At 61.4% G+C, this 20853-nt stretch carries 24 protein-coding genes; 16 read left to right on the forward strand and 8 right to left on the reverse strand.

Annotation, left to right across the window (positions count from 1 at the left end):
* Positions 1 to 6: 6 nt before the first annotated feature.
* The gene (locus V8P86_RS00925) at positions 7 to 204 is read left to right on the forward strand and encodes a hypothetical protein (protein ID WP_336325356.1); all 198 of its coding nucleotides are present in this window, start codon (positions 7 to 9) and stop codon (positions 202 to 204) included.
* Between the two features lie 91 nt (positions 205 to 295).
* Complete coding sequence (locus V8P86_RS00930) at positions 296 to 475, forward strand: hypothetical protein (protein WP_336325357.1); 180 nt, start codon at positions 296 to 298, stop codon at positions 473 to 475.
* On the opposite strand, the gene V8P86_RS00935 is transcribed toward V8P86_RS00930, so the two are convergent.
* Both V8P86_RS00935 and V8P86_RS00940 read right to left on the reverse strand, forming a co-directional pair.
* Positions 476 to 2743 (reverse strand): CDC48 family AAA ATPase, encoded by a 2268-nt coding sequence (locus V8P86_RS00935; RefSeq protein ID WP_336325358.1) that lies wholly within the window; start codon positions 2741 to 2743, stop codon positions 476 to 478.
* The gene (locus V8P86_RS00940) at positions 2740 to 2982 is read right to left on the reverse strand and encodes a DUF7127 family protein (protein ID WP_336325359.1); all 243 of its coding nucleotides are present in this window, start codon (positions 2980 to 2982) and stop codon (positions 2740 to 2742) included. The genes V8P86_RS00935 and V8P86_RS00940 overlap by 4 nt, the downstream gene beginning before the upstream one ends.
* Before the next feature lie 258 nt (positions 2983 to 3240).
* On the opposite strand from V8P86_RS00940, the gene V8P86_RS00945 reads away from it, so the two are divergent.
* The 9 genes from V8P86_RS00945 to V8P86_RS00985 all read left to right on the forward strand — a co-directional run bounded on the left by V8P86_RS00945 (position 3241) and on the right by V8P86_RS00985 (position 11402).
* Positions 3241 to 3798 carry a response regulator transcription factor gene (locus V8P86_RS00945; RefSeq protein WP_336325360.1) on the forward strand — a complete coding sequence of 186 codons (558 nt, stop codon included), beginning with the start codon at positions 3241 to 3243 and terminating at the stop codon, positions 3796 to 3798.
* Between the two features lie 46 nt (positions 3799 to 3844).
* Entirely contained in the window at positions 3845 to 4309 is a 465-nt protein-coding gene (locus V8P86_RS00950; protein ID WP_336325361.1) for a YbaK/EbsC family protein, read from the forward strand.
* 65 nt (positions 4310 to 4374) lie between these two features.
* Positions 4375 to 5412 (forward strand): saccharopine dehydrogenase family protein, encoded by a 1038-nt coding sequence (locus V8P86_RS00955; RefSeq protein ID WP_336325362.1) that lies wholly within the window; start codon positions 4375 to 4377, stop codon positions 5410 to 5412.
* A 61-nt stretch (positions 5413 to 5473) separates the two neighbouring features.
* On the forward strand, positions 5474 to 6055 hold the full coding sequence (locus V8P86_RS00960; RefSeq protein ID WP_336325363.1) for a DUF2150 family protein: 582 nt from the start codon (positions 5474 to 5476) through the stop codon (positions 6053 to 6055).
* Positions 6056 to 6147: 92 nt separating this feature from the next.
* On the forward strand, positions 6148 to 7062 hold the full coding sequence (locus tag V8P86_RS00965) for an ABC transporter ATP-binding protein (RefSeq protein ID WP_336325364.1): 915 nt from the start codon (positions 6148 to 6150) through the stop codon (positions 7060 to 7062).
* The gene (locus V8P86_RS00970; RefSeq protein ID WP_336325365.1) at positions 7055 to 7840 is read left to right on the forward strand and encodes an ABC transporter permease subunit; all 786 of its coding nucleotides are present in this window, start codon (positions 7055 to 7057) and stop codon (positions 7838 to 7840) included. Before V8P86_RS00965 ends, V8P86_RS00970 begins: the two co-directional genes overlap by 8 nt.
* 152 nt (positions 7841 to 7992) lie before the next feature.
* Entirely contained in the window at positions 7993 to 9207 is a 1215-nt protein-coding gene (locus V8P86_RS00975) for a molybdopterin molybdotransferase MoeA (RefSeq protein WP_336325366.1), read from the forward strand.
* Positions 9204 to 11087: a molybdopterin biosynthesis protein gene (locus tag V8P86_RS00980; protein ID WP_336325367.1), complete on the forward strand. Its 1884-nt coding sequence runs from the start codon at positions 9204 to 9206 to the stop codon at positions 11085 to 11087. Before V8P86_RS00975 ends, V8P86_RS00980 begins: the two co-directional genes overlap by 4 nt.
* 39 nt (positions 11088 to 11126) lie before the next feature.
* The gene (locus tag V8P86_RS00985) at positions 11127 to 11402 is read left to right on the forward strand and encodes a ubiquitin-like small modifier protein 1 (protein WP_336325368.1); all 276 of its coding nucleotides are present in this window, start codon (positions 11127 to 11129) and stop codon (positions 11400 to 11402) included.
* A 13-nt stretch (positions 11403 to 11415) separates the two neighbouring features.
* Here V8P86_RS00985 and V8P86_RS00990 read toward each other — a convergent pair whose 3' ends face one another.
* On the reverse strand, positions 11416 to 11832 hold the full coding sequence (locus V8P86_RS00990; protein ID WP_336325369.1) for a MoaD/ThiS family protein: 417 nt from the start codon (positions 11830 to 11832) through the stop codon (positions 11416 to 11418).
* Positions 11833 to 11943: 111 nt separating this feature from the next.
* Between V8P86_RS00990 and V8P86_RS00995 the strand changes: the two genes are divergently transcribed.
* From V8P86_RS00995 to V8P86_RS01010, 4 genes are all read left to right on the forward strand, one after another.
* Complete coding sequence (locus V8P86_RS00995) at positions 11944 to 12333, forward strand: DUF7971 family protein (RefSeq protein ID WP_336325370.1); 390 nt, start codon at positions 11944 to 11946, stop codon at positions 12331 to 12333.
* Positions 12334 to 12352: 19 nt separating this feature from the next.
* On the forward strand, positions 12353 to 12616 hold the full coding sequence (locus V8P86_RS01000) for a MoaD-like domain-containing protein (protein WP_336325371.1): 264 nt from the start codon (positions 12353 to 12355) through the stop codon (positions 12614 to 12616).
* A 4-nt stretch (positions 12617 to 12620) separates the two neighbouring features.
* Positions 12621 to 12989 carry a DUF8048 family protein gene (locus tag V8P86_RS01005; RefSeq protein ID WP_442909359.1) on the forward strand — a complete coding sequence of 123 codons (369 nt, stop codon included), beginning with the start codon at positions 12621 to 12623 and terminating at the stop codon, positions 12987 to 12989.
* A 134-nt stretch (positions 12990 to 13123) separates the two neighbouring features.
* Complete coding sequence (locus V8P86_RS01010; protein ID WP_336325373.1) at positions 13124 to 14227, forward strand: YihY/virulence factor BrkB family protein; 1104 nt, start codon at positions 13124 to 13126, stop codon at positions 14225 to 14227.
* 43 nt (positions 14228 to 14270) lie between these two features.
* On the opposite strand, the gene V8P86_RS01015 is transcribed toward V8P86_RS01010, so the two are convergent.
* The 5 genes from V8P86_RS01015 to psmA form a co-directional block, all read right to left on the reverse strand.
* Positions 14271 to 14642, reverse strand: a complete 372-nt coding sequence (locus V8P86_RS01015; RefSeq protein WP_336325374.1) for a DUF8159 domain-containing protein — start codon at positions 14640 to 14642, stop codon at positions 14271 to 14273.
* 23 nt (positions 14643 to 14665) lie between these two features.
* Positions 14666 to 16600, reverse strand: a complete 1935-nt coding sequence (locus tag V8P86_RS01020; RefSeq protein ID WP_336325375.1) for an aldehyde ferredoxin oxidoreductase family protein — start codon at positions 16598 to 16600, stop codon at positions 14666 to 14668.
* A gap of 113 nt (positions 16601 to 16713) precedes the next feature.
* A complete protein-coding gene (truD, locus tag V8P86_RS01025) occupies positions 16714 to 18048 on the reverse strand; it encodes a tRNA pseudouridine(13) synthase TruD (protein WP_336325376.1) in 1335 nt (444 codons plus the stop codon).
* A gap of 65 nt (positions 18049 to 18113) precedes the next feature.
* Positions 18114 to 18803 carry an Ntn hydrolase family protein gene (locus V8P86_RS01030; protein WP_336325377.1) on the reverse strand — a complete coding sequence of 230 codons (690 nt, stop codon included), beginning with the start codon at positions 18801 to 18803 and terminating at the stop codon, positions 18114 to 18116.
* On the reverse strand, positions 18796 to 19536 hold the full coding sequence (gene psmA, locus V8P86_RS01035; RefSeq protein WP_336325378.1) for an archaeal proteasome endopeptidase complex subunit alpha: 741 nt from the start codon (positions 19534 to 19536) through the stop codon (positions 18796 to 18798). Before psmA ends, V8P86_RS01030 begins: the two co-directional genes overlap by 8 nt.
* Positions 19537 to 19918: 382 nt before the next feature.
* On the opposite strand from psmA, the gene V8P86_RS01040 reads away from it, so the two are divergent.
* Positions 19919 to 20845 (forward strand): CheF family chemotaxis protein, encoded by a 927-nt coding sequence (locus V8P86_RS01040; RefSeq protein WP_336325379.1) that lies wholly within the window; start codon positions 19919 to 19921, stop codon positions 20843 to 20845.
* The last annotated feature ends 8 nt before the right edge of the window (positions 20846 to 20853 follow it).

Consider the following 20853-nt stretch of genomic DNA (forward strand, 5'->3'; position numbering starts at 1 on the left):
GATAGTATGTACTGTGTGTACATGTCGGCAGAGCACCTAGAAGAGGAGCCAGCCGAGGAACTGTACGGCGACTTTATCGACGAGAACTACGAGTGGCGGCCGGGTGCAGCGGAGGAGGCTGACACCGACGACGGCCCCGACTTCTTGAACGACAATTCGGATGCCGACGTGGATTTGATGACTGGCGAAGGGAGCGACCGGTAGCTCACTGACCGGTTTTCGCGGTAGGCGTGCTCTCCGATGAGAGATCGCCACAAATCACAAACAGCATCCGTTTGGCACTCCCAGAACGGATATGGAACCGTGGCGATTTCTGGTCTCGATGGCTATCCTGCTGGTCGTTTACGCCGTGATCGTGACTGCACTCGGTGATCCGCCGGGCCCGATCGAACTCACGTTCGCGACAATTTTCGCTACGATCGGGCTGTACGTCAGCGACCGACTCACTCAGCGGGCCGCCGAACCGGAGGAGTAGTTACTGGAAGGTCCGGCTGACAGTTCCCTCGTCGGGGCTGTCGGGTTCGCGGCTGCCGAACTGCTCTTCGAGTTGTTCGTAACGCTCGCGGGTCGATTCGTCGACGCTCGCCGAGACTTCATCCAGCGCGTGATCGAAGTGTTTGCTGGTAATCCGGACGTTGCCCACGGAGTCGTCGACATCATCGGGATCGACGCTGCCGATGAACTCACGGGTGGCAGCCATCGACGCTTCGCGCGTGAGCGCTTCCAGATCGGCACCGACGTACCCCTCGGTCCTCCGGGCCAGTCGATCCAGATCCACGTCGTCGGCCAGCGGTTTGTCGCGGGTGTGAACGTCGAGGATCTTCCGTCGACCATCCTCGTTTGGCACCGGCACGTGGATGTGTCGGTCCAGTCGCCCAGGACGGACGAGTGCGGGATCGATCAGATCCGGTCGGTTGGTCGTGGCGATGACCACAACATCTTCGAGTTCTTCGAGGCCGTCGAGTTCGGTCAGCAGCTGTGAGACGACGCGTTCGCCGACGCCGGAATCACCGCTGTTCTGCCCACGCTTGCCCGCGATGGAGTCGATTTCGTCGAAGAACACCACCGTCGGTGCGTTCGCGCGGGCCTTCTCGAAGACCTCCCGAACGCCCTTCTCGGATTCACCGACGTACTTATTGAGCAGCTCCGGTCCTTTGATGGAGATAAAGTTGCTCTGAGATTCGTTGGCGATTGCCTTGGCGAGCAAGGTTTTCCCGGTCCCCGGCGGACCGTACATCAACACACCCTTGGCGGCCTGCATGTTCATCTGCTCGAAGACCTCCGGGTACTCAAGCGGCCACTGGATGGCCTCGCGCAGGCGTTCTTTGGTGTCTTCGAGTCCGCCGACATCCTCCCAGGTGATATCGGGAACCTCGACGAAGACCTCACGCAGCGCCGAGGGCTCGATTCCCTTCATCGCCTGCTTGAAGTCCTGCTCGGTGACCTGCAGTTTTTCGAGCGTTTCGGCGTCGATCTCGTCCTCTTCGAGGTCGAGTTCGGGACGGATCCGTCGCAGCGCGTTCATCGCCGCCTCTTTGCTGAGTTGGGCGATATCCGCGCCGACGAAGCCGTGGGTGCTCTCGGCGTACTGATCGAGGTCGATGCCGTCGACCAGCGGCATCCCACGGGTGTGGACCTGCAGGATCTCCTTGCGGCCTCCCTTGTCCGGGACGCCGACTTCGATTTCACGGTCGAAGCGGCCGCCACGGCGCAGGGCTGGATCGATAGCGTCGACGCGGTTGGTCGCGCCGATGACGATGACCTGTCCGCGTTCTTCGAGACCGTCCATCAGCGAGAGCAGTTGAGCGACGACACGCCGCTCGACATCGCCGGAGGTTTCGCCCCGTTTGGGCGCGATGGAGTCGATCTCGTCGATGAAGATCACGGCGGGGGAGTTCTCGGAGGCTTCGTCGAAGACCTCACGGAGTTGCTCCTCGGACTCTCCGTAGTACTTCGACATGATCTCCGGGCCGGAGATATCGGTGAAGTAGGCGTCGATCTCGTTAGCAACGGCGCGGGCCATCAGCGTCTTCCCAGTCCCAGGTGGGCCGTGCAGGAGGACGCCTTTCGGCGGCTCGATGCCGAGCTGTTGGAACAGTTCCGGGTGGCGCATCGGCAGTTCGATCATCTCCCGGACTTGTTCGAGTTCGTCGTCGAGCCCGCCGATGTCCTCGTAGGTCACGTCGGGCGTCTCGCGCTCGCCTTCGGGGGCCTCTTCGGCCAACTGCTCGGCCGGCTGTTCGCTGATTTCGACTTCCGTCGAGTCAGTGATGACGACCGTGCCGCTTGGCTCGGTGTCGGCAATCTTCAGCGGGATCTGCTGGCCCGACATCGAGGAGAGCGGCCCCAGTCCAAAGGAGACGGGAACCGTCTGGCCCTGCGTGACCGCCTGTCCGCTGAGGTTCTGTCGGATCATTGGCCCGACATTACCCCGAACGCGGAGGTTCTGCGGGAGCGCGACCGTCACCGAGGTTGCTGGCTGCACGTCAGCCTTCTCGACGGTGACGGAGTCGTCGATCCCAGTGCCGGTCTCCTTGCGGAGTCGGCCGTCGATTCGGACGATATCCTTGCCCTGATCTTCCGGGTAGCCCGGCCAGACGCGGGCGACGGTTCGTCCCGAGTCGCCTTTGATGATGATGTAGTCGCCGTTTTCCAGTTCCATCTCGGTCATCGCCTGGCGGTCGATGGCCGCGAGTCCCCTGCCCGCGTCTTTCTGTTTGAGCGGTTTGACAGTGAGTTTCATGCTTGGGCCTCCTCAGTCACTTCGACAGTAAGAACGCCATTTTTGATAAACGCTTGCGCGGAGCCGTCGACCTCCAAGTCGTAGGTCTCCTCCTCCGCGACGACGATAACCGTGTCGCCGACGACATCCACAGTGATGTCCGTGCTCGGGCCGAAATCAGCGATAAGTTCGTGGTGATCGCCGCGGTCCCGACGAGCGACTTCGATTCCTCGCTGCTCCAGCTTTTCTTGCAAATTCATACTAACTACAAGTAACCACTCAGAGTATTTAAAGCTATCGTCAAATCGGGCCGGAGCTTATATATAGCGCCAAATTAATTGAATTGCGGTTCAAAATAGCAGCATATAAACTTACTGGTCACTGGACCCAGCTTCGGCCAACTGCTTGCGTGCGCGCGGATAGACTCGAAACGAGCCACCACGTCCGAGGATCCTCGCGGGCTGTGGGATTCGAACCAAACAGCATAATTATAACTACCTACATATAGACATACACCTGTGACCGCCGGGACGGAGAAACCGAGTGTGTTGATCGTCGACGACGAGGAGCGTGTCGCCAATACGTACGAACTCCGACTCGGTGGCGAATACGAGACGGAGGTCGTCTTCAGCGGCGAACAGGCGATTCAGACGGTCGACGAGGAGACGGATATCATTCTTCTCGACCGTCGGATGCCCGGAATGTCCGGTGACGATGTCATCGAGCAGATTCGCAAACGGGGGCTGGACTGTCGGGTCGTTATGCTCACCGCCGTCGATCCGGATTTCGACATTGCTGACATGGATATCGACGACTACGTCGTCAAACCGGTCGACAAAGAGCATCTCCACGAGGTTATCGAACGAGCACTGACGATTTCCGAGTACAACGAACAGATGCAGGAACTCAGTTCGCTGAAGCTCAAACGGAACGTTCTCGAAGTCGAGCTCTCGGGCAACGAGCTGAGAGACAGTCGCGAGTACCAGCGGCTCACCGAACAGATCGAATCGCTCGAAGCAGAAATCGAGGACATGGAGGACACCCTCGACATCGATCAGGTCGATCTGTACCTCTAGTTCTGTGTTCCGATCATTCTAAGTATTCGCCGCGTCTGGCTGCTCTATGGACGAGTCTCAGGAGTTCGCCGACCGTGTCCACGAGGCCTACGGTATCGATATCAACATCCAGACCTTTCCCAAAGGGACAGAGACGGCCGCCGACGCGGCCGAAGCGATCGGTTGCGACCGTGCGCAGATCGCCAGTTCGATCGCCCTCGTCGCGGACGAACTCGTTGTCGTGGTTACCAGCGGTGCGAACCGCGTCGACACGCGGAAACTGGCCACGCTTCGTGGCATCCACACCGCGCGGATGGCCGACCCGGACGAAATCGACGAGACGCTCGGCTACGAAGTCGGCGGCGTCCCGCCCTTTTGTCACGACACGTCCGTGCCGGTTTATCTCGATGAAACGCTCACCGAGTTCGACACCGTCTGGGCGGCTGCCGGCTCACCTGATGCCGTGTTCCCGATTGCACCCGACGAGCTACTCGCCTGCGCCGACGCGACCGTGGCAGATATCACGGAGTAAGCTTACGGTACCGTTCACGAACCAGATGTAACGGGTTTTTAGTCCGGTCGTTCGAATCCTGTGACATGACAATCCTCGTTTATGGTGCGTACGGATACACCGGCGAACTGATCGCCGAGGAGGCCCGCGAACGCGATCTAGATTTCGTCGTCGCCGGGCGAAACGGGACGAAAACCCGGGGACTGGCGACGATGCTCGGAGTCGATGCTCGCGTGTTCGACGCCGAGGACGCGGCAGAGAATCTCGACGGTATCGATATTCTATTGAACTGTGCCGGCCCGTTCGTCCAGACGTACGAACCGCTCGTCGAGGCCTGTCTCGACACTGGGACACACTATCTCGATATCACGGGCGAGTTCGAGGTCTTCGAGGCGCTTGCAGAACGCGACCGCGACGCCGAAAAGGCGGGTGTCTGTCTGTTGCCAGGAATCGGCTTCGATGTCGTGCCGACGGACTGTCTGGCGGGCCATCTCCACGACCGCTTGCCCGACGCGACCAGCCTCCGACTCGGTTTCGACGCGCTGGGGGCCGTCTCGGGCGGCACGGCCGCTTCGGCCATCGAGCACGGGAGTGGTGGTGGGAAGGTCCGCCGCGATGGCAAGATCCTCGATGTTCCTGTCGCGTCGGACGAACGGACCATCGATTTCGGCCGCGGCCCGACTCACGCCGTGACAGTCCCGTGGGGCGACGTGTCGACCGCCTATTACACGACCGGCATCGAGAACGTCGAGGTATACACACCGATGCCGAAACGTGTCGGACAGGCCCTGCGCCTGAGTCAGCCGCTGCTGGGCGTTCTCGGTGCCGGCCCCGTCAAACGGGGGTTGCAGGCGCTCGCGCGGAGTGCGTTCAGCGGCCCATCCGCGGAGCAACGTGAATCTGACCGCGCGTATATCTGGGGCGAAGCCGAGAACGACGAACAGACAGTGGTTTCGCGGCTGGAAACGCCGGAACCGTACGCACTCACCGTCGATGCCGCAACGACGGCAGCCGCTCGCTTCGACGACGGCGACGTCCCAACTGGCTACCACACGCCAGCGGCAGCGTTCGACCCGGGATTCGTTCTCGAACTCGACGACGTCGTGGGGTTCATCGACGACTGAGCCGGAACATGTCGGGCCAGCGGGTCGAAAGTAATAACCCAAGAGCGACGTACCGAGTAGTATGAGCAACGAGCCGCGGGAGTACTACACGGACGAACGGTGGCAAAACTGGATCGACCGATTACGCGAAGAAGAGATCGACCCCGAAGACGAGGATTCCGCCCGCCTGCTGTTGAATCTGCAGGACGACACCGCCATCGCGGTGGCGAAGATTATCACAGACTACGACGACGATGTGCTCGAAGAGGAGGCGGCCATCTCGGAACTGGAGGACATTCAGCAGGTCGTCCTCTCGGAAGTCGAGTTCGAGAACGAAGAGAAGGCGATGTTGATCGACGGCGTACAGACCTCGCTGATGTGTGTCTTCCACGCGGCCCAGGAGTACGTCGTCGGCGGCCCAGCAGACGAGGGAACTATCGAGGAGTACATCGAGGCTGCCGCCGAAGCAGAACAGCAGGAGGAACTCGACGCAGCACTTGGCTACTGCGTCCAGGCCGGCACGCTCGTCATTGCGGGCGATGACATGGACATCGGCATGGCGGATGAACTCGAATTCGGTCTCGTTGCCGAGTGGGTCAACGGCATCGACAGCCTGCAGACGGCGATGCGTGACCCCGAAGTCGTCGAGGAAGAAGAGGAGTAACTCCCGCGGCGGAGCACCAATCTCTATTCAGCGAATCATTTTGCAGTTCACGGCGCCGATAAAACAAAGATCCGGATTGCTGTAGGGCTAGTATGGCCGCGATCGAACTCGAAAATCTCACGAAGACCTACGGCGATGTCCGCGCAAACGACGGACTCACGCTCGATGTGGATGAGGGCGAGATATTCGGCTATCTCGGTCCAAACGGCGCAGGAAAGACGACCACGATTCGCCTCCTGATGGGCTTTATCCACCCGTCTGCCGGCGGGGCGCGCGTGCTCGGGACAGATATCACCGATCGCCACGCCCTCGTCTCGGCGAAACACCGGATCGGCTACCTCCCCGACGAACCCGGATTCGACCGACAGGACACGGGGCGAGGGGTGCTGAATCTGCACGAACGGGTCAAGGGCGGACCGCGCCGGGCGGAGATGCTCGAACTGTTCGAACCGCCGTTAGATCGGGAGATCCGAGAGTATTCCCGGGGGAACGTCCGGAAACTCGGCCTCGTCACGACGTTCATGCACGACCCTGATCTCGTGATTCTCGACGAACCGACCGGCGGACTGGATCCGCTCCTCCAGCAGCGGTTCGCTGAGTTTCTCCGCGCAGAGCGTGATCGCGGTCTGACCGTCTTCTTTTCGTCGCACATTCTCAGCGAAGTCCGGCGGCTCTGTGACCGGGTCGGAATCATCAGACAGGGCCAACTCGTCGAGGTCGAGCCGGTCGACACGCTGATGCATCGAACTGGCAAAGTCGTCAGAGTCGACAGCGCCGAACCGATTCCCGTCGAGGAGTTCCAACTCGACGGGGTTTCTGATCTGGAGTTTTCGTCTGCTGAAGGGGATTCCGACGAGTCAGTAACTCACTGTACATTCACGTTTACGGGTAATCTCACCGCCCTGCTCGACCGCCTTCGCGAGTATCACCTGATCGATCTCACGATCGAAGAAGCGCCGCTGGAAGACGTGTTCTTGCAGTTTTACGGGGGCGATGTCGATGCTTGAGCTGTTCCGCTACCAGTCTCGCAAGCGCCTGGTCGGGAGTGCAGCATTGTCGGCCGGGATGGCAGTTCTGGCGGCGATGATCGTCTGGGTCTACCCCTCCTTCCGGGAGAGCTTTCAGGAAGACGAACTGCTCAGTGCCTACCCGGAGCAACTGATTCGGCTGTTCGATATCGAGACGATGAGTTCCCTGGAGGGCTTTCTTGCCTTCGAGCTGTACGCCTTCGGCTGGATCATCCTCCTCGGGCTGTACTTCGCCTACAGCGGAGCGGATCTGGTCGCGGGCGATATCGAGCACGGTCGGATGGATACGGTGCTCGCGATGCCAATCTCGCGGCCCCGATTGCTCGCCGAGCGGTTCGGCTCACTCGTCGTCCCCGCGCTGGCAGCCAACAGCCTCGCCCCTCTGGTTATCCTCGTCGGCGGCCGCCTCATCGACGAATCGGTGCCGGTGGGTGACCTGCTCGCGGTCCATCTGCTCTCCATTCCGTATCTATTCACCTGTGCGATAATTGGCGTCATCTGTTCGGTGACATTCAGCCGAGCGAGCATCGCCCAGCGAGTCGCCCTCGGTGTGACGTTCTTTCTGTTCTTGCTCGAATCGCTGGTGGAGGGAACCGAGTACGAACCGCTCGGAGCCGTCGCGCCGATGCGGTACTTCTCACCGAACGAGATTTTGTTGGAGGGAAGCTACGACCTCACGGGTGTGGGCGTACTGGTGATCATGACGGGTCTGGCGCTGCTCGTGAGCCAGTTCGTCTTCCTCCGTCGTGATCTCTGAGACGAACGACCCCGACGCTCCTTACTCGTCGCGCTCTCCACCGCACCGCAGCGACCCCGACGCCTTTTGCCCGTCGCGCTCTACGTCAGAAACGAGTAACCAGGGTCTGTGTCCACACACGACCCATTACATCGGAAATCCAAACACGAGCCATGACAGGACATTCACACAGCCCGTTCACGGAACGGTCCGCGTTCAGCGACGCCAGAGAGGCGCTGGCCGAACAGGTCGACCAGCACGGCCGAACCGAGACAGTTCCCCTCGGATCGGCAGTCGGTCGGACGGTGGGAGAATCGATCACTGCACAGCGAAATGTTCCGCACTACCCGCGTGCGGCGATGGACGGCTACGCAGTGCGTGCGGAGGATACCTTCGGCGCGAGCGATCGCTCGCCGCAGATCCTCCGCGCGACCGACGAGGAGGTTGGCCCCCGAGAGGCAAGGCAGGTCCACACCGGAAGCAAACTCCCGGAGGGCGCTGACTCGGTCGTGATGATCGAGCAGGTCGAGGAAGTCGGTGACGACATCGAACTCTTCGACGGCGTTAGCGAGGGTGAAAACGTCGGCCCCGTCGGCGAGGATGTCGAGGCGGGCCAGCAATTGTACGAACCGGGCCACCGCCTGCGCCCTTCGGATGTCGGTCTCCTCAAATCGGTCGGCAACACCGACGTGACGGTCTTCGAGCGCCCGCAGGTGGCGGTCATCCCCACCGGTGAGGAACTCGTCCAATCCGATCCCGACCCCGGAGAGATCATCGAGACTAACGGACTCACCGTTTCGGAACTGGCGGAGTCGTGGGGCGGCGAGACGACCTATCACGACGTTGTGACCGACGACATCGAGAAACTGAAAGCCGCAATTCGGGACAATCTCGATCACGACATCATCGCCACGACTGGCGGGTCCTCTGTCGGCAAGCGGGATCTGCTGCCGGAGGTCGTCTCCGACCTCGGCGAGGTTCACGTCCACGGCGTCGGCATCAAGCCCGGCCATCCCTTCGCGTTCGGAACCGTAGAGGGGACACCACTTCTGATGCTGCCGGGCTATCCCGTCTCCTGTCTGATCAACGCCGTCCAGTTCCTCCGACCGGCGATCAAGTGGGCCGGCGGACTGCCGTTCGAGGACCCGCCCGAAGTCGAGGCGGAACTCGCAGAGAAGGTCTACAGCGAACCCGGTCTGCGATCCTTCGCGCGCGTCCAACTCGACGACGATGGCGAGACACGGGTCGCGAAGACGGTGCGATCCAGTGGTGCTGGCGTCCTGTCGAGCGTCGCGCTGTCGGATGGCTGGGTCGTCGTCCCCGAACAGCGAGAGGGACTGGCCGAGGGTGAAACCGTCGCGGTCCAGAACTGGGAGTGGTCGCCATGAGAAAGCAGTTCCGCGACCTGGTCGAACCGGATGTCGTCCACGACCTCATCGCCGACCTCGAAATCGGTGCCGAGGAGGAGACGGTTCCGCTGACCGACGCCCGGGGCCGCATACTCGCCGAGCGCGTCGACGCCGAACTCGACGTGCCGGGCTTCGACCGCTCGAACGTCGACGGCTACGCGGTCCGCGCGGAGGATACCTTCGGCGCGAGCGAGAGCGATCCGGTCGAACTCGAACAGATCGGGCGCATCGATGCAGGCGAGCAAGCCGACACGACGGTCGAACCCGGAACGGTCGTCGAGATTGCGACCGGCGGTGTCGTTCCGCCGGGTGCCGACGCCGTCGTGATGGTCGAGCGCACCGCCCGCGAGGACGAGACGGTCACCGTCCGAACAGCAGTTGCGCCCGGCGATAACATCATGGTTGCCGGCGCAGACGTGGCGGCCGGCCAGCGGACCCTCGGCCCGGGCACAGAACTGACCGCTCGTGAAATCGGGCTGCTCTCCGCGCTTGGGATCGAATCCGTCCCCGTCCGCTCGCAGCCAACGGTCGGAATTCTCTCGACTGGTGACGAACTCGTCGCGCCCGGCGAGCAGTTGCACAGCGACGCAGGCCAGATCTACGACGTGAACAGCCACACTATCGCCGCGAGCGTCGAGGAGGCTGGCGGTCGCCCCGAGGTCTATCCCATCGTCGGCGACGATTTCGAGGCGATGAAGACGGTGCTCACCGAGGCCGCGACCGAGTGTGATCTGGTGCTGTCCTCGGGGTCGACCAGCGCCGGCGCGGCCGATCACATCTACCAGTTGATCGACGACCACGGCGAACTCCTGCGCCACGGCGTCGCGGTCAAGCCGGGAAAACCGATGCTCGTCGGGCGATTCGAGGAGACGCCGTACATCGGCCTGCCGGGCTTTCCGGTTTCCGCGCTGACGATCTTCAGACACTTTGTCGCGCCGAAGATCCGGGATGCGGCGGGCAAACCGCCCCGCAAGCGCGAGCAGATCACCGGCCAGATGGCCGTCACCGAACGCTACAAAGAGGGTCGAACGCGGCTGATGCCCGTCGGTCTCGTAGAGGACGACGCGGAGAACCTGCTAGTCTATCCTGTCGACAAAGGCAGCGGCGCGACGACCAGCCTCGTCGACGCCGACGGTACCGTCAGGCTCGCCCCGGAAACTGAACAGCTCGATGCCGGCCAGGATGTCGAGGTAACGCTGTTCTCAGCAGACGTGCGCCCGCCGGAACTGCTCGGCATCGGCGAAGACGATCCGGTTCTCTCGCGGTTGCTCGACCGACTCGACAACCCCCGGTATCTCCCGCTAGGAAGCCGTGAAGGACTGCGACGCCTCCGGAACGGCGTCTCGGATATCGCTGTCGCTGCCGGCCCGACCGAGCGCGATGTCGAGGCGGTCGAACTCGGCTCGTGGTCCCGTGAGTGGGGACTGCTGGTGCCGGCCGGCAATCCTGCGGACGTGACCGGTGTCGCTGATCTCGTCGAGACCGATCTCAGTTTCGTCAACAGAGGGCGGCAGTCCGGTCTCCGTGCCTCTCTGGACGCCGGGATCGACGACCTCGCAGACGAACGGGGCACGGACCGCACAATCCTGACCGACGCGATTTCGGGCTATACGCTGACCGCACAGGCCTACGAGAGTCCGCCGCGACGCGTTCGCGCCGGCAAGGCCGAAGTTGCCCTCGGGCTTCGGGCATCGGCCGAGCCACTGGGACTGGACTTTGTCTCACTCGGCGAGCAACCGGTCCGGATACTCGCTGCTCCGGATCGAGTCGAGAAGGTCGGGGTCGAATCCCTCGAAGATCTCCTGCCTCTCTCGGACTCACTTATCGGTGGTCTCGACGGCATCGAATCGACCGAGTGACGGGGGTGTTTTATGAGCGTCCGACCCCTGCATGTGTGTATGAACATCGAGTTGCGCTTTTTCGCCAACTTTCGGGAAGCGGTCGGTCAGAAAGAAATCGGCTGGGCAGTCGACGACGGAGCAACGGTCGGTAGTGTGCTCCACGATGTCGAGGCGGAGTACCCCGAGGTCGATATTTTCGACGAGGATGGAGAGGTCCGGGAGTTTTTGAGCATCATGAAAAACGGCCGCGATATCACCTATATCGAGGGGCCGGACACGCCGCTGGACGACGACGATACGATCAGCGTCTTCCCTCCGGTGGCCGGCGGATAGCGACCGGTCCGTCTCAGCAGCAGTAGATGAACGGGTAGATGAGCGTGATGCGGTCACCGTCGTCGAGACGCGTGTCGAGGCCGTCGATGTGTTCGTTGAAGATTCCGTCGACAAGAACGCGGGCGAACCGGCGACTCTGTTCGCCCTCGGGGTTTTTGTTGTAGTTCTCGCCGGGGAGTTCGCCGAACTCCGGTGCCCACCCGTCGGTCATCGCCTCTTCTTCAGTCTCGGCGATCAGCATCTCTTTGACATCGTGCTCCTCGAAAAAGTCGGCGAGAAACTCACGGAGCGTGTCTCCCTCGAAGGTGTACTCGAATCGGCCGACGCCGAGTTCTGTCCGGACGTGGCCGGTACAGCGGACCGTCACCGTCGTCTCCGCCGTCGGCGCTTGCTCGGACTGGTCGGCATCCAGTTCTGCTTTCGTTTGCATAGTGTCCGCTAGATCTTTCGGATCCGAGAACGTTTACCCGAACACGTTCGCTCTGTCTCTGCAGTCGCCGGACGCGTACAGCTTTATTGGTGACCCTCCCCAACGGTGGGTGTGGACGAAATCGAACTCTACATACCGGAAGGGATCATCGAATCGCTCCCGCCGGACGGCGAGGATACCAAGCAAGACATGGGCAAGGCCATCCAGGGCTGGGAACGCGAACTCAACGCCGCGCTCACTGTCGAAGACGACGAACAGGCGGTCAGTACCGTCGTCGATCACATCCAGCATTTCGAGACCCGGTGGGAGGAGTACGACGAGTACGTCGTCGAACTCCGGGCGTGGGGCCAGTCGCCGATTTACGCGATGGCCTGGCGCGATCTCCACGCCTCGATCATCCAGCAGATCTACGACCATGAGGATCTCTCAGATCGGATCGACCGCGAACGGCACGCCCGCATTTTCGCCGACGGCATCCGGCCCGGCGGAGGCTCCGGATGAACTCGGGTGAGTCGAGACGATGACTGTCGAGCGAAGTCGGTCGTATCGCGGAATCTCGGTCCGCGCCGCGCTCGGCTATCTGGAAAACGTCGGCGGCGAACAGGTCGACGACCAGCGAGTCGAGGGCGAGGGCTGGTCTGCCTCGCTCTCCTCGGAGAAAGTCGAGGTCGGTCCATCGATACGACTCACAGAGGTGACCGTCGAGTTCGAAGGCGACAGCGCCGATCTGCTCGATCCGGTGATCGAGAAGTTCTCACAGAAGGCGATCCGCGCCGGTGGCTGAGATGATCGAAGAGCCGAGTCACCCCATCGAGGGACAGGTCGTCCTGCTCGCGGGTGCGAAAGCCAGCGTCTCGCTCACTCGGCTCTCAGATCTGCTGTCGGAGGCACAGGAACATCTCGCGGACGAGATTGCGGAGTACGAACGCCGGTTCGAGCGGATCGATGGCTGCAATGGCAGTGTCTACTTTCTCGCCGAGGAGGGCCACTGGGAGCGTCTCGGGACCGAACTCGGCTTCACGAACCGAGAGGCACAGGCTGTGGGCCGCACGCACAAAGCGCAGTTCGAGCGCGACGGGCGGCGGATGGACCGCCAAGCGGAGTTCGAGACGACGCTCGAAATCCGCGATATCGTGGCCGTAACTCCGGCCGATTGAGCAGGCAACACGCCTCCGGACGACACCTGCGCCCTCTCAGCCAGCTAGAGCGGCTTCCTCACTCCCAGGGGTCTATCAGATACCACGCAGTTGCCGGCACGTGCGTTTTCCGAGTGGACCGTCAAGTCTAGTGTATGGCTTCTATCTCTAACGCCAGTGGATTCCTCAAGCGCGTTTATACAGAGTTCACTGAAAAGAACGTATCACTGATGGCGGGGGGTATAGCCTACAGCGCGTTCGTCTCGCTGGCTCCGCTGTTGATCCTCCTCTTTCTCATGCTCACGCTGGCGGGCAGTGGCCTCGAAAGTCGGATCGTCGAGTTGAGCAACCAGTGGCTCCCGGGGCCGATCGCCGATGTCGTCGACCAAATATTCGTGGGCAACTCCGGCGTCGGAAGCGCGTCTATCGTTGGACTCGTCGTCCTGATCTGGGGGGCGCTGAAGATATTCCGCGGCCTCGACACGGCTTTTTCGGAGATATACGAGACTGTCGACGAAAACTCGTTCGCGGATAAACTCAAAGACGGTCTCGTCGTCCTCTTCGCGCTCGGAATCGCGGTGTTGGCCACGATCGGAACCGTCGTCGCATTCGCCGCCTTTTCAGATATGATCCCCTTCAGCGGCTATCTCATTCCGCTGGTGTTGCTCGGCGGACTCGTCATCGCCTTTCTGCCGATGTATTACGTCTTTCCCGATCGCGACCTGAAGTTACGTGATGTCCTCCCCGGTGCGGTCTTCGCTGCGGTCGGGTGGGCGGTGTTTCAGGCGCTCTTTCAGGTGTATCTAACTTTTTCCGATCCCAGCGCAGGAAGCTTCGCCGGCAGCATCATCGTCGTGATTACCTATCTCTACTTCTCGTCGCTGATCCTGCTGCTCGGTGCCGTCATCAACGCAGCGGCTGGTGGCCACTCCACCGGGCGACCCGGCGGCGTTGGCCGAGGGGCCAGACCACACCAGACCAAACGTGAACAATCGCTCAACCGTGCGGAACTCGCCGCCTACCTCCGCGCGCTGGACGAACGACTCACGACTCCAGGGAAACGCGGTCAGGCCGACGAGGACCACTCGATTCCACGGTCCGAAGGCGAGATCGATCTGGTCGAATATTACTCACAGGACGAAGAGGCGGGAGAGCGTTGGACTGTCCAACTCAGTTGGGTCCCCGCGACTAACGTACCGTCCGAAGAGACAGCCAACCGCCAGCGAACGAGAGTTGCGGCCGACGAACAGTCACAATAGCGCGGGTCGTGCTACAGAATCCGACGAGCGTGAGGGGATTCGCTCAGCTGTCCTGCTCGACAATTGGCTCGACCGTATCGATGACCTTCTGTGAGAAATCGACTTCCGAGAGGTCGCCGTTGTGCAGACGGTCGATCCACTCCGCCTCGACGTGCCAGGTGCCGAGTTTGTTGCCGTCGAAATCCATGACTTCCGCCTCGATGCGCGCGCCGGACCAGTCGTCGTCGTGCAGGTCCCGGAAGACGTTGATCACCCGGCCCACTTCGCGGTGGGGAATCATCCCCTGATTGTCGACGTTGACCGACTCGTAGGTGAGACTGTACCCCTCCTCCTCGTCAGTCACTTCGTCGACGTAGACGCCGTGGCTGGTCAGACGGGACTCTACTCGGAACTCGAAGTCGTGTTCGTTGCTCATAAAAATTGAAGCGCTAGAGGCGATCAGTCGTCGGCGGGCGCCGCGGAGTCACCGCTGGTGACGCCCGTGCCAGGGCCGATGTCGATGCCGAGTTCGTCGAGTTTGTCGTCCGGCACGACGCCGTCGACCCAGTCACGCACCTCGTAGTACTCTGCTTTCATCTCGTCGAGTTCGGCGAGTTCACCCTCACTACCGCCCTGTGCGGGAATGGCCTCTTCGTGGCCCTCTATGAAGCGGTTCGGCAGGGTGTCATCTTCGCCGTCGAAGCCGACGAGGTTGTTGTAGTACCGTTCGAGGTTGTAGATGCGCTCGCCGGCCTGGATCAGTTCTTCCTCGCTCACGTCGCGACCGGTCATCCCGTTGTACTGGAGGACGTACTCCTCGATTCCCTCTGCGAAGGCGTTGAACTTGCAGATGTCGAAGGAATCACTGATCGCGTGTAGGTCCTGGAAGGTGGCACAGAGTTCACCTTTTCCGACGTGCTCGTGCGGGTCGACCTGCTCCGGAATGCCGAGCAGTTCGGCCGCGGGCGTGTACCCGCGCAGGTGACAGGCACCGCGGTTCGAGGTGGCGTAGCCGATTGCCATCCCTTTCATCGCTCGTGGGTCGTAGGCGGCCATCGTCTGGCCCTTCACGGCCAGCGAGTTGCTCTGTGCGTCGAACTCCTCTTCGAGGTGTTTTGGACCGTTCGCGAGATGGTCGGCGAGGTCGTCTTCACGGCTGGCGATGCGGTCGAGCATCTCGATCATCTCTTCGGAGTCGCCCCAATCGATCCCGTCGCCGAGATCGTCGAATTTGCCTTCCTCGGTCATTTCCATGGCCATTGCCATGGTGTTGCCGGCGTCGATGGTGTCGATTCCGAGGTCGTTACAGCGATCGACCATGATGACGGAGTCGTCGAGATCGGTGTGTCCCGAGTTCGGGCCGAGCGCCCACGCCGATTCGTACTCGAAGGACTCCATCTGGACGTTCATTTCTTCGCCTTTGTGCATCGCCTGGACTTCGACTTCCTTCTTGCAGGCGACCGGACAGGAGTGACAGGTCGGCTCGTCGACGAGGATGTTCTCACGGACGTACTCGCCGGAGACGCCCTCGGCGTCGATGTCGCTGTCCTCTGACTCACGCATCGACCGGGAAGAAGAGTACTTCCCGTTTTTGACCGGCAGACCGTCCATCTCCTCGGTGACGTTCATCAGGACGTTGGTCCCGTACATCGAGAGTCCGCCCTCGTTCGGTGCGGTGACCTCCGACTCCTGGATGAGTTGCATGGCCTGTTTGTGGCCTTCGCGGAACGTCTCCTGATCGGCTGGCTTCTGCATCTGCGTCGACGATTTGATGACGACGGCTTTCAGGTTCTTGTTGCCCATCACACAACCGGTCCCGCCGCGGCCGGACGCGCGGTCGTCCTCGTTGACGATACAGGCGTAGCGAACCTCGTTCTCTCCGCCCGGACCGATGGCCATCATCGAGAGGTTCTTGCCGTACTGCCCCTCGATTTCTTCCTCGATGGTGTCGCGGGTTTCGTGAACGCCTTTGCCCCAGAGGTGGGAGGCGTCTCGGAGTTCGACCTCCCCGTCCTCGATGTAGGCGTAGACCGGTTCGTCTGCCTGCCCCTCGAACAGGAGTCCGTCGAAGCCGGCCCACTTGAGTCGGGCTCCACTCCATCCCCCGTGGTGTGAGTCGGTTACCTGTCCCGCCAGAGGAGACTTCGTACAGATGGCGATCCGGCCACTCATCGTGACCTGCGTTCCCGTGAGCGGTCCGTTCATGAAGGCCAGCAGGTTGTCCGGCCCCAGCGGATCGACATCCGGCCCCTGATCGAACACGTACTTTACCCCCAGCCCGCGTGCGCCGATGTACTTCTTCGCGTCCTCGTCGTCAATTCCCTCGTAGGCGACCTCTCCCTCACTGAGATCGACCCGTGCCACGTTGTCGTGGTATCCACCAAGATCAGTCATGAATCTCTATTACATATGGTAGGCTACGAGCTACTTAATGATTCGGGGGGATTGATATTCTTCCAGCGGTCCCAAACTGGGATTTTAACCGCTGTCGCCGGTGACCAAATTTCTCAGAGCTGTTCGGGGTCACTCTTCAGATATTCACGGAGCAAGACTGTGGCATACGATCCGCGAGGGAGGGCAAAAGAGAGCGCAAGTGGATCCTGTCTGAGTTCGAGATCTGTTCGGACGAGGATCGCTCGTCTCGTGCCGGTCGAGGTGTACTCGTCGGGAATCTCGAAATCCGAGGGTTCGAGATTCGCTGCTGCGAGCACCTCCCGTTCGATCTCTCCGGGTTCGCCCTCGCCCAATTCCGTTTCGGTTCCCACCAGCGGGGCCGTCACGAACGCCCGTCCCCGCTCGCAGTGTCGCCGTACTGACGCTACTCGATCAGCACTTACCCGCTGCGTTCGGTCCTGATCAGGTAGTTCCAGTCCCTCCGGGCCGTCGTTGTCGGCGAAACAGACCACGTCACCCTCCACTGGCTCGTCGAACGGCAGCCCCCGCTCCAGCCGCTTCGAGAGCATCTGATTGAACAGAGACGACTGCGCGGCGTTGACGAACAACTGCGTCAGGTTTTCGGGCAACTCTCCCAGCGCGGCCCTGAAATCCGCCTCGCTCGCTGGTTGTTCCCCGCCGTCGGTCCGCCGATCCAGTTCGTGCAGCATCGACCGCTCGTAGCCGAGATAGCCCGGCATTCGATCGAGTGCCTCCGACCAGTTCCGCGTCTCGTCGACAAACTTTCGAGCGTCTTGTGTCTCCTCAGGCTCACGCTCCGATGGGTTACCCACGTAGGCAAGGACTGCTCGTTCCCAGTTTTCTCGGACCATCGCCAGTCCGATTTCGTGGCTCACGGGTCGACGGCTCCCGAACCGCTGTTGTCCGAAGAAGTTGGGGACACCGACCTGGTCGCCGCCGAACTCTCGGAGTGAGTCGGTAATTGCCGTGGCATTCTCCGGTTGCGGAGGCTCTCGAACCCTGATCTCGAAGGCGTTGCCCGCGAGGTCGCCGAACAGAATCGACCGGCCGGTGCGACCGACGACCTCGACATCGGCGTCAGAGATTTCCGGCAGATCCTCGGGAGCGATTCCTTTGACAGAAAAGAGCTGTGTCGTCACGGCGTGTTTGTCCTTGGTTCCGGCCCACGAGACGCGTTCGCGGGAGATACCCAGTTTGTTGGCGAGTTCTCGGGCGAAGTCGTTGGTATCCCAGCGTCGGAGCGTGACACGGACGAGGAGATGTGGATACTTCTCGGCGGGCGCGTCGACTGGTTCGGCCTCGAACTGTTCGAGCTCGCGGACGCGGAAATCCTCGGGCTCCTCGCGCAGGTGGCCGCCGGTGCCGTCCTCGTCGGTTAGATAGTACTCGATGCCGACCGCACGCTCGACTGGGTGTGCCTGCCGCATTAGCTGTTAGATAGCGATGCGTGCCGAGAAGAAAGGGATGTCGGCCTGTGACCGCGAATCGCCGATTACAGCAGATCGGTCGCAGCGTCGTACTCCTGAATCTCGACGCCGTCTTCGGTTACCGTCGCCGTGACGAGTCCGTTACCCGATCCGGTGTCGCGCTCGGTTGCGGCCTGCACTGCACGCGCAGTGAGCACTTCGGCCTCCTCGATGGAGAGTTCGGGGTCGTACTCCCCTTCGAGAGCACCGTGTGCCAGCTGCATCCCGCTGCCGGTGACCGTGTAGTCGTCTTTCATGACACCGCCGGCCGGGTCGATGCTGTAGACGTGGCTACCTTCCTCGTCGACGCCGCCGAGGATCGGGTTGATCGCGAGGAACGGTCCGCCACGGGCGAAGTTCCCTGCGAGCGTCGCCAGCGCGTGAATCGACATCGGCTCGCCGCGGCGACTGTCGTAGAGGTTCGACTCGGAGCGAAGCGTCCGAATGAACGACTGTGCGCCACCGACGGAGCCGACGAGTGTCAGCGCCGCCGTCGGGTGGATCTGTTCGACTTTGGTGACGTTCTTGTTGGAGACGAACCGGCCGCCGAGGCTTGCTCGTCGGTCAGTGCCGATCACGACGCCGTCCTCGGTACTGACACCAACCGTCGTGGTGCCAGTCTTGACGACAGCATCGCTGTCCTGTTCGCTCATCTCCTCGAACGTTCCGAGTTCCGGTTCGTATGGGTTCTGTGGGAAGTCAGTTGGTTCATTCATCGTCTTCACCTCCGAGGTCAGCCTCGGCCGCGTAGTCGGCCACTTCCTCGCTGGAGAGTGACTGTAGTCGTTCCGTTTCGGTATCGATAGTCGCGATGTCGACGCTACTAGCGTCGAGTTCGTCGGTGCCGACCGCCAGCGATTCCAGCGCGAGGGTCACGCCGCCGTCGAGGTCCATCTCTGGGTCGTAGGCCTCTTCGAGGTGGGCCTGGATGTCCTCGCGGCCGCCCCCAATGGCGACTGCCTGCCACTCGTAGGGCGTCCCGGAGGGGTCGGCCTCGAACAGGCGCGGTTCGCCGTCCTCGATACCACCGATCAGCAGCGCGACACCGAACGGGCGCGCGCCGCCGGTCTGTGTGTACTGCTGGATGTGATCGGTTGTCCGTTTGGACAGCGTCTCGATGCCGATTGGCTCGTCGTAGCGCAGGCGCTCGACCTGTGACTGGCGGCGAGCGAAGTCGACGAGTTGCCGTGCGTCCGCGACGTGACCCGCACTCGCGATGCCGGCGTGTTCGTCGGCCTCGTGAATCTTCTCGATGCTCTCCTCTTCGATGAGCGGCGAGCGTGTCTGTCGGTCCGCAGCGAGGACGACGCCGTCGGCGGTCCGAATACCGACGCTCGCACTGCCTCGTTTGACTGCTTCTCGGGCGTACTCGACTTGGTAGAGTCGGCCGTCCGGCGAGAAGATCGTAATTCCCCTGTCGTAGGCTTGCTGTTGTTGATTTCCTTGCATTGGATAGTCACACCGGTTGTGTTTACCTCACGTTAGTCCTTCTCGCATATAAACTGGTGGCTTGCGGCAGCGTATGCGCCAGCCACGACGACTCCGTATTCGACGTGGGACTGTATCGCGAAGATACGCCCGCGAAGGGGCAACGTGACCGCTACACGTAGCTTGTCGACTCGGAACTAAAGCCCTTCTGGCACCGGAAAATACCACTTCTCGCCAGCCGTAACGGGCGATTTCGCGGCCCTGATCGGATTCCGGTTCGGTTCTCTGGTAGACGGGGCCAAACAGAACCGAGTCGACAATCATTACATCCGCGTTCGGTATGATTATTATATTTGATACTGGATCGGGAAAGTTTAGGTACACAGCAGGAATCGATTCAATGATGGCCAATTCCGGCTGGGAGCGGGGGCTGACAGTGAGAGCCGACGGTGGCCAGATCGAAGAGCCAGTGCTCGAAACCGACGTTGGCTTCGTCGTCGAGAGCAACGAGGAACACGACCCGGCGAGTGGTCGAGTCGTCCTGGGGTCGGACCAACTCGTGATCAAAAGCGGCGACCGCAGCGTTACGGTCGAGTTAGAATCACTCACTGATATCGCACCGGGATACGTTCCACAGGCCTACCGAAACGTCTTCGATACCAGCGTCGCGTTTTCGTATGCCCGTGGAAACCAGCGCGGAATCATCGTCGTCGAGCCGATTGACATCACCACACGGCGGTTTCTCGTGGCCCTACTCTCGGCGATGCTCGACGGTGTCCCGGCGGCTATTGCCCATCCTGTCGAGCGTGGTGAACAGGAGACAGACGAGGAGCCAGCGGTGCGGGACCTCTACGCCCACCCGTACGAACTCGAATTTGGCGGCACCGGGGACAGGGGAACAGGGACGACGATCAAATTTTCCTCGCTGATCCATCTCGACGACAGACAGATGTCTTACGGGGGCGACCGCGTGTCGGCGCTTACGATCCGGTATTTGCAACTGATCGGGCCGCCGCTGACGACCGAAATCAGACTCGTCTCCGACCGACAGCACACGCTCGTTCGCAGGATTCTCCAGTGGGAGTACAATCGCCGCGTCCGGGAAATCAAACGACTCTCGCTCAGTGCAGATCAAGAAGATGTCTTGCGCGCGCTGCAGGCATCCCACGATAGCCGTGACCGGGCGCTGATTGCAGCACTCGACAAGACGCCCGAAGAACTCGCTGCAATCCTGCAGACACTGAAACAGGAAGGACTCGTCCGAGAAACTGGGACGAAACTCAAACTCACTCAGACTGGCCACATGCTGTTCACCCACGAGAGAATCTGACCGGCCGA

The sequence above is a fragment of the Halovenus anhuiensis genome (assembly GCF_037080055.1).
Taxonomy (GTDB): Archaea; Halobacteriota; Halobacteria; order Halobacteriales; family Haloarculaceae; genus Halovenus.